Annotated in this window: 15 protein-coding genes and 4 pseudogenes; 18 read left to right on the plus strand and 1 reads right to left on the minus strand. The window is 39.9% G+C overall.

Annotated elements, in window-relative coordinates; translation table 11 throughout:
- Positions 1-43 precede the first annotated feature (43 nt).
- From EFA47_RS04160 to EFA47_RS20460, 6 genes and pseudogenes are all read left to right on the plus strand, one after another.
- The gene (locus EFA47_RS04160) at positions 44-307 is read left to right on the plus strand and encodes a hypothetical protein (RefSeq protein WP_122642117.1); all 264 of its coding nucleotides are present in this window, start codon (positions 44-46) and stop codon (positions 305-307) included.
- Positions 308-378: 71 nt separating this feature from the next.
- Positions 379-720 (plus strand): RNA polymerase sigma factor, encoded by a 342-nt coding sequence (locus tag EFA47_RS04165; protein WP_122642118.1) that lies wholly within the window; start codon positions 379-381, stop codon positions 718-720.
- A 57-nt stretch (positions 721-777) separates the two neighbouring features.
- Positions 778-1020 (plus strand): helix-turn-helix domain-containing protein, encoded by a 243-nt coding sequence (locus tag EFA47_RS04170; protein ID WP_122642119.1) that lies wholly within the window; start codon positions 778-780, stop codon positions 1018-1020.
- Positions 1017-1535, plus strand: a complete 519-nt coding sequence (locus EFA47_RS20630) for a DUF3825 domain-containing protein (protein ID WP_122642120.1) — start codon at positions 1017-1019, stop codon at positions 1533-1535. Before EFA47_RS04170 ends, EFA47_RS20630 begins: the two co-directional genes overlap by 4 nt.
- Positions 1536-1639: 104 nt before the next feature.
- Entirely contained in the window at positions 1640-1942 is a 303-nt protein-coding gene (locus EFA47_RS04180) for a type II toxin-antitoxin system RelB/DinJ family antitoxin (RefSeq protein WP_122642121.1), read from the plus strand.
- Positions 1939-2106 (plus strand): annotated as a pseudogene (locus EFA47_RS20460) (type II toxin-antitoxin system RelE/ParE family toxin); the annotation flags it as partial. The gene EFA47_RS04180 and the pseudogene EFA47_RS20460, both read left to right, overlap by 4 nt.
- On the opposite strand, the pseudogene EFA47_RS04190 reads toward EFA47_RS20460, so the two are convergent.
- Positions 2074-2565 (minus strand): annotated as a pseudogene (locus EFA47_RS04190) (transposase); the annotation flags it as partial. The pseudogenes EFA47_RS20460 and EFA47_RS04190 overlap by 33 nt on opposite strands.
- On the opposite strand from EFA47_RS04190, the pseudogene EFA47_RS04195 reads away from it, so the two are divergent.
- The 12 genes and pseudogenes from EFA47_RS04195 to EFA47_RS04240 form a co-directional block, all read left to right on the plus strand.
- Positions 2519-3796: pseudogene (locus EFA47_RS04195) on the plus strand (terminase large subunit); the annotation flags it as partial. The pseudogenes EFA47_RS04190 and EFA47_RS04195 sit on opposite strands and share 47 nt — an antisense overlap.
- Before the next feature lie 55 nt (positions 3797-3851).
- Positions 3852-4226 (plus strand): hypothetical protein, encoded by a 375-nt coding sequence (locus EFA47_RS04200; RefSeq protein WP_235853206.1) that lies wholly within the window; start codon positions 3852-3854, stop codon positions 4224-4226.
- A 19-nt stretch (positions 4227-4245) separates the two neighbouring features.
- Complete coding sequence (locus tag EFA47_RS04205) at positions 4246-4551, plus strand: type II toxin-antitoxin system RelB/DinJ family antitoxin (protein WP_122642122.1); 306 nt, start codon at positions 4246-4248, stop codon at positions 4549-4551.
- Positions 4548-4875, plus strand: a pseudogene (locus tag EFA47_RS04210) (type II toxin-antitoxin system RelE/ParE family toxin). Before EFA47_RS04205 ends, EFA47_RS04210 begins: the two are co-directional and overlap by 4 nt.
- Positions 4876-5018: 143 nt before the next feature.
- On the plus strand, positions 5019-5204 hold the full coding sequence (locus tag EFA47_RS19790; protein WP_164689917.1) for a hypothetical protein: 186 nt from the start codon (positions 5019-5021) through the stop codon (positions 5202-5204).
- A gap of 4 nt (positions 5205-5208) precedes the next feature.
- Complete coding sequence (locus tag EFA47_RS04215) at positions 5209-5403, plus strand: hypothetical protein (protein WP_122642123.1); 195 nt, start codon at positions 5209-5211, stop codon at positions 5401-5403.
- A 458-nt stretch (positions 5404-5861) separates the two neighbouring features.
- Complete coding sequence (locus EFA47_RS04220; RefSeq protein WP_122642124.1) at positions 5862-7733, plus strand: NACHT domain-containing protein; 1872 nt, start codon at positions 5862-5864, stop codon at positions 7731-7733.
- Positions 7734-7735: 2 nt separating this feature from the next.
- Positions 7736-10441 (plus strand): DUF1292 domain-containing protein, encoded by a 2706-nt coding sequence (locus EFA47_RS04225; RefSeq protein WP_164689918.1) that lies wholly within the window; start codon positions 7736-7738, stop codon positions 10439-10441.
- A 283-nt stretch (positions 10442-10724) separates the two neighbouring features.
- A complete protein-coding gene (locus EFA47_RS04230; protein ID WP_235853207.1) occupies positions 10725-11345 on the plus strand; it encodes a DUF1016 N-terminal domain-containing protein in 621 nt (206 codons plus the stop codon).
- Positions 11296-11472, plus strand: a complete 177-nt coding sequence (locus EFA47_RS20465) for a PDDEXK nuclease domain-containing protein (RefSeq protein ID WP_235853208.1) — start codon at positions 11296-11298, stop codon at positions 11470-11472. The genes EFA47_RS04230 and EFA47_RS20465 overlap by 50 nt, the downstream gene beginning before the upstream one ends.
- Positions 11469-12008, plus strand: a complete 540-nt coding sequence (locus EFA47_RS04235; RefSeq protein ID WP_122642126.1) for a DUF1697 domain-containing protein — start codon at positions 11469-11471, stop codon at positions 12006-12008. The genes EFA47_RS20465 and EFA47_RS04235 overlap by 4 nt, the downstream gene beginning before the upstream one ends.
- 304 nt (positions 12009-12312) lie before the next feature.
- The gene (locus tag EFA47_RS04240) at positions 12313-12966 is read left to right on the plus strand and encodes a type I restriction endonuclease subunit R, EcoR124 family (protein WP_334295122.1); all 654 of its coding nucleotides are present in this window, start codon (positions 12313-12315) and stop codon (positions 12964-12966) included.
- Positions 12967-13191: the final 225 nt, after the last annotated feature.

The following is a 13191-nucleotide window of genomic DNA, read 5'->3' on the forward strand; positions in this document are numbered from 1 at the left end:
TTGTGTTTTAGGATAGAGGTAAATCAATATTGGGGGTGAACCTATGAAAAAGATATTGTTGATAGATGATAACGACACGTTTACCTGGTATCTGCAAAAATACTTACAGTGCCGGGGATATCGGGTGGAATACGCCTATAAGGAATTGTCCATTGAACCAGTCCCGACTTTCCATAAGCTGCTTTATGTTCACGCAGAGAATGATGGTGCCGTATATGAGGGATTCTTAGTAGCCACACAAAAAAATACAACAAATCAAAAAGAAAATAAAAATTTTTTCAAAAACCTTTCCGGTTTGTACCCCTGAGATGTGTTCTGGTTATGTGAGGAGGCGAAAAAGACCGACCAGCTCAAATCTGCGAAAAGGAGGGTAACGTCATGACTGCACCCTCTAATTATGAAAAACGGCTTATCGCTATGTTCGATTCTTTCAGCAAGACGGTGGCGCGGAATTTCAGCAGAAATCTCAAACGAGCCGACCACAATCGGGAGAAGCATTTCTCGGAAGAACCGATAGACTATATTCTTGATTTATTAGGCCACGAGGACAGGTATCCGTCCGATCATTTTGTGCTTTGTGCGGACGAGTTATCCTGCGTGGTCCACAGCGAAACTTTATACAAAGCACTTCTCTCCTTGCCGGAAAAGCAGAGAAACGTCCTGCTCTTTGATTTTTGGGGAGCCTTACCGGACAGGGAATTTGCAGAAAGAATGAGGTGACGACACGCACTGTCTACAATCTGAGGCAGCGCGCTTTCAAAGCAATCAGACGATTTTATGAGCAAGGAAACCCAGAGCCATGAATTAACCTATGACCTAATCAAGCGAGCGGTTCACGGCGAGCCAGCGGCATTGGAGGAAATCCTCCTGCACTACGACACTTATATCAATTCTCTGGTGGAGTATGAAACCACCGGGCCGGACGGCAATACCTACCGGCATATTGATGAAGACATGAAGGTGCAGATACAAATGAAGCTTGTGGACGCGATACAGAAAAAATGGAGGAAATTGATATGATGCTACTGCCAGACCTGTTTTCCTTCGCCTACGTCCCGAACTGGTACTCCCAGCTTGATATGCTGGCCGAGATGGCATTGCCGGAGCCGTGGCGATTTAAAAACCCGATTTATTTAACCAAGAATCCAGATACCCCGATATTAGAGCGATATATCCACGCAATCTTTAAGAAACAGCTTATAGACTACAAGGAAGAACGAATCCCCAGCAATGCGGCGGAGCATTTTCACATCGAGAATGAATACTGCTGCTTTCATACCGGTCTGTACACCAGGCGCTATAAAGACATTTTCGCCTGCTTTGACCGGAATAAAAAGAAAGATTCTATGTTGGAATGGTATTTCAGGGACTTTGCGGATGAACTGTCCCCACAGCTTCATCTGCCGATGGAGGAAACCATGCTGATGCCTTTTGGTCTTTTGATGGATCTGTGGGAGTGCCACAAACAGTTTATGGGACTGGCAAAGCCGAAACAGGAACTGAACATTGATGACATTATCCCCTACGGAATTTAGAAGAACTCTTGATTTGTTCGGCTTGATTGTATTGCTTTTGTCAGCATAATCGTGTATAATGAAAGCGTAAATAGAAACCATAGATCCGGAAAGGAGTTTTTGATATGGCAAAATCAGCGAATCTTTATGCACGGATTGAACCGGATGTCAAAGAGCAGGCGGAGAATATTTTAAGCGCACTTGGAATCCCGGCATCCAATGCAATCACGATGTTTTACAAACAGATTATTCTTCAAAGAGGACTGCCTTTTGAAGTGAAGCTGCCGGAGCATCCGCTGGATGTCAGCCGCATGACAGAAGAACAGCTTCATGCAGAGCTGGAAAAGGGCTATGCGGATATGCTGGCCGGGCGGACGGTTCCGGCAGCGGAGGCTTTTGCGGACATTCGCAAAGAGTACGGCGTATGACTTATGAAGTGCGTTTAACACCGGAGGCAACGTCTGACCTGCGCAGTATTTTTGAATACATTGAATTTGACCTGCAGTCAGTTCAAAATGCCGCAGGCCAGCTTGACCGGCTGGAACAGGGGATTGCCTCCTTAGAGCAGATGCCGGAGCGGTTTCAGGCGTATGAAAAGGAGCCGTGGAAGAGCCGGAATCTTCGCAGCATGAGACAGAGCAACATTATAGTGTTTACCTTCGGAACGTTTCTTTTCAAGATATGTACCAAAAGATTCATCCCAGTGGCAGACATATTTCGCAGCATTGTAAAGGGCATAGCGCAGGTATCTGGAACCACATTTCTCCATGTGGGAATAGCAATTATCCAGTTGCCCGGATTGATAAGTAGATGGAGACATTCCGGCATATGCAAGTATCTTATCTGCAGAATCAAAACGGTTGAAATCACCAATCTCGGCAATAATCATAGCTCCCATCCGATAACTGATACCGGGAATGGTAAGGATAGGGGATTTGATTTCTTCATCCATGATCTGCTTGGTGGCTGCTTCAATTTCATCAATCTCAGCAGTTAATTCCTGAATGAGTTTGATGGTATGCCTTAGTTCCAAAGACTTTGCCGTGATGTTTATCGAAAGCCTGTGCCACACCAAAGGCACCTGGGCGGGAAAGCCCTTTGAACTCATCGACTGGCAGGAGCAGATCATCCGGGATGTGTTCGGCACGTTGAAACCCAACGGCTACCGGCAGTTTAATACCGCCTATGTGGAGATACCGAAAAAGCAGGGCAAGTCAGAACTGGCGGCTGCGGTGGCTCTGCTTTTGACCTGCGGAGACGGGGAGGAACGGGCGGAGGTCTATGGATGTGCCGCTGACCGGCAGCAGGCCACTATTGTGTTTGACGTGGCAGCGGATATGGTGCGGATGTGTCCGGCACTTAATAAGCGGGTAAAGATTCTGGCAACGCAGAAGCGGATCATTTACACTCCGACCAACTCCTTCTGCCAGGTGCTTTCCGCAGAGGCATACTCCAAGCACGGAATTAATATCCACGGGGTGGTGTTTGACGAGTTGCATACCCAGCCCAACCGGAAGCTCTTTGATGTTATGACCAAAGGCTCCGGTGATGCCAGGATGCAGCCGCTGTATTTTCTGATTACCACAGCGGGAACGGACACCCATTCCATCTGCTATGAAACTCACCAGAAAGCGAAAGATATTCTGGAGGGGCGGAAAATCGACCCGACCTTCTATCCTGTGATTTATGGGGCGGAGGAAGCGGATGACTGGACGGACCCAAAAGTGTGGAAGAAAGCTAACCCCTCCCTGGATATCACAGTCGGGATAGACAAGGTCAAAGCCGCCTGTGAGTCAGCAAAGCAGAATCCGGGGGAGGAGAACTCCTTCCGGCAGCTCCGCTTGAATCAGTGGGTCAAACAGGCGGTGCGCTGGATGTCGATGGAGAAATGGGATGCCTGCAGCTTCCCGGTATCCGAGAGTGATCTTGAAGGGCGTGTCTGCTATGGCGGTCTTGACCTATCCTCCACCACGGACATCACAGCCTTTGTGCTGGTGTTCCCGCCGTTGGATGAAGAAGATAAATACTGTGTCCTTCCCTATTTCTGGGTGCTGGAGGAAACGCTGGAGCTGCGTGTCCGGCGGGACCATGTTCCCTATGACGTGTGGGAGCGGCAGGGATTTTTGCAGACCACAGAGGGAAACGTGGTGCATTACGGCTACATTGAGAAATTCATTGAGCGTCTGGGCGAGCGGTTTAATATCCGGGAGATTGCCTTTGACCGGTGGGGCGCTGTGCAGATGGTGCAGAACCTGGAGGGCATGGGTTTTACGGTGGTTCCTCGTATGGCTATTTTATACCGGTTCCTTTATGCTGTCTGGAAAAGGAGGCATACCAATGAATGAAGAAGATTTCCTTCAGATGATCATGACAGAGAGGATGCAGATGCACTACCAGCGTTACGGGGAACAGCATCCGGTCCGGCCAGAACAGCTTCAGGAGGATAAACGGATCGAGCAGGCATACGAAAGGCTGCAGGAGCATTTGAACGCAGAGGACCCAAAGCTGCTCCGGGAGTATGTAAATGCGATCACTGCGGACATCGTAAAAGAAAATTTTTCTGCCAGGCAGGCGCCCGGGATGGCGTCAACCTGGAGCAGCTTGTCAAAGAACGGAAAGATAATATGTAAAACAGAAGAATTATTTGGAAGCATACCCTTACAATTGCTTGTGGAACGCATGCATATCGCAAGCATAAATGCTATACTATAACCGAAAGGAAGTGGTATGGATGGCACGAACATCAAATGTTTTCGCACGAGTGGAACCTGAAATTAAGGAACAGGCTGAAAAAGTATTGGATCAGTTGGGCATTCCCATGTCAAATGCAGTTGGGATGTTTTTAAGACAGGTGGTTTTGCAGAGGGGAATCCCTTTCGAGATGAAGCTGCCGCAGAATGTTCCGCTTGCATACGGCTCACTTACAAAAGAGCAGTTTGATGCAGAAATCCAAAAAGGCATGGAGGATATACGTGCAGGCAGAGTGTATTCGGCAGAAGAGGTTGAAGCGGAAATGAAGCGGGACTTTGGCTTATGAGGTATCAAATTTTTTATACAGCCGGAGCGAAGCGTGACCTGCGGAGCATTTACTCCTATATTGCGGAGGAACTGCTTGTGCCGGACACGGCTGCAGGCCAGGTGCAGAGAATTATGAAAGAAATCCGTTCCCTGGACGAGATGCCGATGCGGTACCGGTTGTATGATGACGAACCGTGGTACAGCCTGGGACTGCGTTTTTCCCGGTGGACAATTTCCTCGTGTTTTATCTGCTTGATGAAAGCGCCAGTACAGTAAGGATTTCCGTATCATGTATGGTGGCAGGGATATCCGCAGACAGTTGGACGAAACAACCGAATATTGATTTGAGAAGCATCTATCGTGGGGTAGGTGCTTTTAATACCATATAAGTGTAAGAGATAAAGCACATCATTAATGCTTTACCTTCTACACTTATTTTTTTACTTTATAGGAAATTCCGATTTATGAAGGGTAAAAAAGAAGTCCTTGCTCATCGAACATATGGCAAAGGTGGTGGATACAGGAGGAAACACGCTGTGTAACGGCCTGCCGCTTCTGGCGGAGCTGAACTTCCCGGTGCTGGAAAAGGGATACAACCTGGTAATGGTAAGCACTGCCGGAGGTGCGGTGTTTTCGGAATTAAAGATACAGGCAAAGAGCCGCTGGAGGTGATGGGATGGCAGTCAAAAGTGTTTTAAACAAACAGACGGATTTCACGGAGGTGGCGGATGAAATCTATGCTCTGCGGAAGCAAGAGCAGAATGTCCTCGCAGAGGAAGCTGAGCAGGATGGCAGGTGGCAGCGGATGGAGGAAATGAAAACCTTTCTGGAGGAACAGGCGACATTCCGCTGGAATATGACGAGCAGTTAGTGTGGAGGCTGGCTTAAAAGGTCACGGTTTATGAGGCAGAATTGGTTGTGGAATTAAAATCTGGATTGGAGATTCGTGTGGAAGTATAAAGAAAAAAATGGGTAGCGCCTTGGGGACTGGGAACGGACCGCAGGGCGCTTTTTGCAGGGGAAATATTTCCAAGTGGTATTGTGTTTATCAACCATAAGGTTATAATGGAAGAAACGATGGAGGGAAAATAGAATTCGAAAGAATGATTGAATCGTATACAACATAACCTGATTCATTAAAGATAATGAATTGGATCATATTTATACTTGGATATGTTAATGTCAGTAAAGTAAATAATGGACATCTCATAAAAATATTTTATGCTATTATTACAAATTTTGGCTTACTTAAATGTTAATTCAGCTAAACTAATTTTGAATAACTAAAGCAATGATTGATTTGTTGATTATACAAAAGAAGGTGCGTATATGGATATTTTGGATTTCCTCAGAGAAATGATTTGTGAAGAAAATCAATTCCTAACTAATTTAGGTAGTATTATTACAATTATTTCCGGAGTTTCAATAATTAGTGTCATAGTTGGGGGAATAAAGAAAGTATGGTTCTCCCTAAGGCGTATCTATGTGCGTCCGGATTGTTTAGAAAAGAAGGAAGTAACAAAATACACTCGTTTATATATAAAAACACGTCTAAAAGCAAATGACACTATGCTTTCATCAAGAAGAGAATCTTATAATATTAAAAAGTTTATTAAAAAGTACCTCATTAAAGGAGATGATCAGCATCATTTGATTTTCGGGGAATCAGGCATGGGAAAAACAGCATTTCTGATAAACCTATATTTCATTTATAACTGCAGATTGTTTAAAAAATATGATATGTACTATGTCAGTCTTAGAAGCATTGAGGCAATAGATCAGATAAAAATATTTGCTGAAAAGCACGATCCGAAAAAAACAATACTTTTGCTGGATGCATTTGATGAATCGAAGGCGGCATCCGAGAATTCTTCTCGTGCTATCAAAGAATTGTTAAAAATAACCCAAAAGTACTATAAAGTAGTTATTTCATGTAGAACTCAGTTTTATAACGCTGTCAATGAAGAACCACAAATTGTTGAGTTGGGGCGAGCAGTTCTTGTTGAGGATGAGATGTTTATAAAACATTATATTTGTCCATTTACTGAATATGAGGTTTTCCGATACTTATTAAAGCATTATAAATTGAAATTATGGAAAATATTTTACGGCAAACAAGTAATAAAAAAATCCTCAAATATTATGGCACGGCCACTACTTTTATCTTATATTGATGATATTGTCGTTGAGCATGAGGAATATAAATATGCTTACCAGATATACAATACATTAATCGGTAAATGGATAGACAGAGAGGTGCACTTTATTCAAAAAACTTCTGAAAAGGATATTGCTACTTCTAACTATATAAATAGTTTTTGGGCATTTATTTATGATATTGTTAAATTTATGTTACAAGAAGCTGAAAATGGAAATACATATTCTGTATCATCTCAAGATTTGAACCAATTATGTAGTAAATATAAAATTGATCTCGATATTGATAAACGTTCTAGAACTCTTTTAAATAGAGTAGGCGATGATATCTTTCAGTTTTCGCATCAATCAATATTTGAATTTTTATTGGCGGATGGCATTAGAAACGGTGCAGTACGTTTGAATAATGAATATAGTGGAATCTCGGCATTGGATCAGTATAAGCTTTTTATTCAAGAAATGTATGAAAATCAACTTCTCAATAAAGTGGTTTCTAGTGAGAGCTTAATAATTTTAAATTTGCTGACACCGTTACTTGTTGATGATATAAAACAGGATATTCATATTAGCTGTATTCTGGCAGACCCCATAATGAAAAAAATAACTTTTCGAATAGAAAGTGCTGCGCAATTATTTGATGCAATTACTATAAGTGATTTAAAAGAAATATCAAAGGACATAAAGAGTCATGATTTTTCTCAATATAATTTTTTTTGGCTGTCAGATGGCAGCGTTCCCAAAACAGTTAGGGTGAATACTGTTTTATTTAATGAAGCTAAAGTTTCAATAAATAGTCGGAATTTGTTTGGTAGAATACTTTTTGATATGGAAAAAGCAAGGATCATTATTAAAACTTCGGAGAATGTATACGTCCCTTATTGGGATATTAACATGTTTATCGATGATATGCCTGTCAATATTATCTTAGAATTTGTAAATGAACAATCAAATATAGCTGATAATCATGGTAATAAGGTACTTATGATTAAAACATGTGGCGAATATCTGGATATTGAAATATCATTGCATGATTTGGGAGGATGACAATGGAGTTTTTTGATTATAATACTTTTATGATGCCTGCAGAAGACATATACAATTTGGCAATAAAGTATAAGAGAGGAGATGGAGTAGAGAGATCAAATTATATAGCTGCCGATCTCTTCTTTAAATCCGCTAGTAAAGGCTTTGCTCTCGCTCGAATTGATTTGTTTAAACAAACAGTTTTAAGACCTAGTACTATTCCGAGTTATATTTCAATAGAAAAGCAATGGTTTGATGCTGTAGTGTCTGAACTTAAAAGAAAGAGTAATGATGGTGATAATGAAGCATCGCTTTTGTTAGGGTTTGCTTATCAGGATGGAATTGGTGTTAATGAGGATTATCAAAAAGCATTTGAATACCATGGCAAGGCAGCTGCGGAAGGAAATGCTGCTGCTATAAATGCTCTGGGATTAATATACTCTCATGGTTATGGGGTTGAAAAAAATGTAGATATAGCGATGAATTATTTTCAACAAGCACTTGAGCATGGGTACTACAATGCTGCAGTAAATATGGCATTTCATTACAAAAAAGGCGATGGTATCAATAAAGATCTTGCTAAAGCATTAGAGTTATTGGAGTATGCAGCTCTTAATGGGCACTGGCGTGGCCTATATGAATATGCAAAGATACTCAAAGATGGAATCTTATGCAATAAAAATGAAAAACTTGCATTTAAATTTTGTTTTAAAGCAGCTTCACTAGGAGAGAAAACTGCTCAAAAATTACTTGGTGATATGTATTTTGAAGGAATAGGGGTAGATACAGACTTAAGGAAGTCCTTAATATGGTATTGTAAGGCCGCTGAACAAGAATATGGAGATGCTGTCAACAAAATTGATTCATTACGTTCGCAGATAGAGCGAGATGATTTTTTTATAGATGATATGCTCCGCGAACGTATTGCACTTATTCTTTATAGAGAAGATCGAGTTGGCTGGCCATATGATTATTTAGTAACGAAAAGAAACGAACACAGTATTCTAGCGGATGAGACATATAAGGATTATCTAAAAAGGGACAATACGATTCCTATTGTGGAATTTTTGTTTTATGTAAACTATGACTCTTTGAAAATAGTAAAAGCTGATAATGAATGTGCGTGTGATGAAAAAGCTATAAACTGGTTAATTCGAGGAGCAGAAATTCAGGACGCACCTAGTATTTCATTACTTGGCGAGTGCTATTTAAATGATTTCCCTTCTACAGATTATGTAAAAGCATTCGGTTTATTTCAAAAAGCATCGATGATGGGGTTTCACAGAGCAACATTTCTTATGGGACAGCTATATTTTAATGGAAATGGCACAGAAAAAAATTTTGAGAGAGCAATACAACTATATCAAGAAGCAGCCAATCATCAGATTGGAGAAGCATATTTAGAACTTGGTAATCTATATTTTAGAGGTAAATATATAAATAAAAATGTTGAGGAGGCTTTTCGTTGTTATAATGCTGTGACAGAAGAAAATAGTTATAGTTCGGAAACTATTTCGGATGCTAAATGTAATCTTGCATATATGTATCAATTTGGTTTGGGTACAAACAGTGATTTGTTAAAGGCAGCCCAATTATATCAAGAAGCAGATGATAATAATGGATTATCAGCATGCAATTATGCAAGAATGGTTCAACAGCATGATTTTCTAGATACAGTAGAAGATGTGATTATATGGTATGAAAAAGCAATAGACAAATCAAATGTGCGTGCCATGTATAACTTGGCATTAATGTATATAAAGGGAGAAGGAGTTGAACATAATTATAAAAAAGCTGTTTCACTACTTAGCCAGGCTTTAGAGAAACAAAGTCCCCAGGCACAATTGTTGATGGCTATAGCTTATAAATCCGGTTTTATGGTACAAAAAGATAAGAAACAATCAAAAGTATTAATTCGAAAAGTTAATAGTTCGGGGAAAGGAGGTTTCCGTTATTTATGGTATTTCACATTTGCAAATAAGAATATGATAATTAATGCAGATTATATACCAAATCAGATTGCCCCTGAGTCTGAAATGCAAATTGATGTAGTCAGAGGGCTGAAATTTAAAGAGAATGTAGATATTAATCCATATCAGGATTTAGAATCTTATATATATCATATTACTGCAAATGATCCTGTTTCTGAAAAAGCATTACAGATGGTGACACAAATGTATCGCATGGGAAAAGGAGCTCCTCAAAGTACGGTTCTATCAAATTATTGGTCAAGCTATATTTTACCTGTTGATAGTTCTAGGATAAATTATGATAACGATGAGAATGATTATTTCGATTTACAAGCAGAGTTGGAACGTAAATTTGATGAGCTATTTGGCCCGCTAAATGATGATGTTGTTGTACAAGACAAAACTGTCAATGATGATGAGCCTAAAAACAGTATACAAGAATCTCTAAATACTATTCAAAATACGGAGTCAGATAATCCTGATTCAGATCTGGATAATATCATCACACTCAATGATGAAAAGGGAAACCCAGTGCAATTTGAGTTTTTAGATTTAGTTGAATATAGAGGAAAAGAGTATGTTATTTTATTACCCACTGAAGAAAATTTCGAAGATAGCGGGGAGGTAGTGATATTAGAGGTGATTGATACGGATGGAGGTAAAGAATCTTATATTTCAGTTGATAATGAAGAAGACTTGCAGGCCGTATTTAATATTTTTAAAGAAAAATTTATATCTGAATTTGATTTTATAGACTAAACTAAGTTGATATAGCAAAATATTTTTAATCTATCCGGGTCTAATTTCCCGCAGTTCTGTTGTGTAATAATCTTAGTTTTTTAAGGGTGTTACCCCCAAATTTGCTATGGAGTAATTTATTATATACAGAATTTTTCAGCATACTTGATTAAGGATAGACGGTATTTCCTATCTTGTGTTATACTAGTCATGCGGGGAAGCTCCTTATGTTTTTTTGTTTTGTGGTGATTCAAATATAACACAAAGGGGCTATCCTCGCTTTTTATTTATTCAGTTGTAACACATGTATTGTAATCCTCCAATCGCCTATTTTGCAATGGTAGAAGCATACTATAACATTGGAAAATCAATCATAGAGGAACAAGGCGGCAATGAAAAGGCAGAGTATGGAGCTAACTTATTGAAGGGATTATCAAGACAAATGACACAGGATTTTGGTAAGGGTTTTACAGGTGCAAATCTAAAAAATATGCGGCAGTTTTATTTGACATTACTAAATAGCTACGCGCCGCGTAGCGAATTGAGTTGGACTCACTATCGGTTTTTGATGCAAGTGGAGAATGAGTATACACGAGAATTTTATATGCAGGAAGCTGTGAAATCTCAATGGAGTACCAGACCGCTTGAGCGTCAGATAAATTCTTTCTTCTATGAAAGTTTGTTATCCAGTAAAAATAATGAAAAAGTTGCAGAGGAAATACAGCCATTTGAGGCAACGAAGAAACAAGAAGATATCATTCCCGACCTATACGTTTTGGGATTTTTGGGTTTAAGTTCAAATGACGATTTTTATGAAAGTGATTTAGGACAGGCATTGATAACACATTTGCAAATGTTCCTTTTAAAATTTAGAATTGGGACGAGGATTTTCATTTGTTGCAAGACAGAAAAGAATAACATTTGATGGACGCCATTTTAGAATTGACTTTGTATTTGATAATTACATCTTAAAATGTTTTGATAGACTTGAGTGTAGAAATTGGGATTCAGAAAGAATAGTTAAAATGGTATTGAGAGAGGTACGAGTATGAAAAGATATATTGCATTATTAAGAGGTATTAATATAAGTGGCAAAAACAAAATCCCTATGGCAGAACTGAAATCAAGTTTTATAGAATTTGGCTGTAAAGATGTTTTTACACATCTTAATAGTGGAAATATTGTCTTTTCGATTGATGAAAGCAGTGAAATTATTTTTGCGGATAAAATTAAGGCAATGATACTAGAACGGTTTGAATTAGATATTCCGGTTTTTGTTATTTTACAAGAAGAATTGAAAGATTTATTAAGCAAAGCCCCTGCTTGGTGGGGAACTGATGACAAAGAAATATATGATAACCTGATTTTTGTAATGCCTTCTACTGCCGCTGAAATGATAGCTGAGAAAATAGGTGAGCCAACAAAAGAACTGGAACAGATATGTATTTGTAAGAATGCTATTTTCTGGTCTTTTGATAGAAAGAATTATGCGAAAGCAAACTGGTGGAAAAAAACAGCAAGCACAGGAATTGGCGAAATGCTTACAATTAGAACAGCCAATACTCTCAAAAAAATAGTTGGAATGTGATTTTAATGGCTTATAGTCTATTAAGATATTTATGGCAATAAAAGCTGTTGCCTGTTCTTTTATGGACAGACCTATGTCCCCTAAATACCGTTGACCGATTACTAATGGGAGGACGCCCAAAACCACGAAAAAACCATAAATTTCCCTTGGCCTATTTACTGAAATACGGGCATTTTCTATGGATTTTGGCTGTAACTTGTTCGTGCAGATTCAGTGGATTTGGTGGACTTGTTACCTGCAATAATGCGGAGTTAGGCAGTCGTAGACTGCCATCAAAACTGCCCGCTCAAGCTATGTGGATTTGATGGAGGAGTTGAATTATAAGTTTCCATTATCAGAGCCGCAGATTGTTGGAGAACAAAACCAGAAAGACTTTATTGCCCTGTTTGGCGCGATTCTTTGTATGAGAAACCTGCTGCTGTCCTTTGATGATTTCAAGGGGAATGAATTAATCTCAGAGCGGGATCTGCAGGATTACCTCGGTCGTTATCAGGACTTGCGGGATGAATGGAAACGGAAACGGCAGGAAAGTACGGACATCACAGAGGATGTCGTATTTGAGATTGAATTGATCCGGCAGATAGAAATCAATATTGACTATATCCTTATGCTTGTAAAGAAGTACCATGATACCCATTGTGAGGATAAGGAAGTGCTGATTACCATTCATAAAGCGATTGATGCCAGTCCGGAACTGCGCAGTAAGAAACAGCTCATTGAAACTTTTATTGCGGGAATCAATGACGTGGATGATGTTATGAATGAATGGCACAGCTATGTGGTGGAACAGAGGTCACATGATCTTGATGAAATTATAGCGGAGGAAAAACTGAAGCCGGAAGATACCCGCAAATTTATGGAGAATGCGTTTCGGGATGGGGAAATAAAAACATCCGGAACAGACATTGACAAGCTCATACCCCCCGATCTCAAGATTTGGAGGTGGTGGGAGAGCTAAGAAGAAACAGGGCGTCATTGATAAGTTAAAGACTTTCTTTGAAAAATACTTTGGTATTGGCGGTCAGGCATCCTTTACCGGGCAGGAAAAGAAAGTGATTACTTATGATTTGGATAGGCATCAACCGTTGTCGATGGTAGCAGAACCGACAGCGCCATATGGGGAAAAATCATAGGGAAAGTTGTAATGCGCCAGAATATTCAGAAATAAGAAAGAGATGATCAT

Origin of the sequence: Luxibacter massiliensis (assembly GCF_900604355.1) — a bacterium.
GTDB lineage: Bacteria > Bacillota > Clostridia > Lachnospirales > Lachnospiraceae > Luxibacter > Luxibacter massiliensis.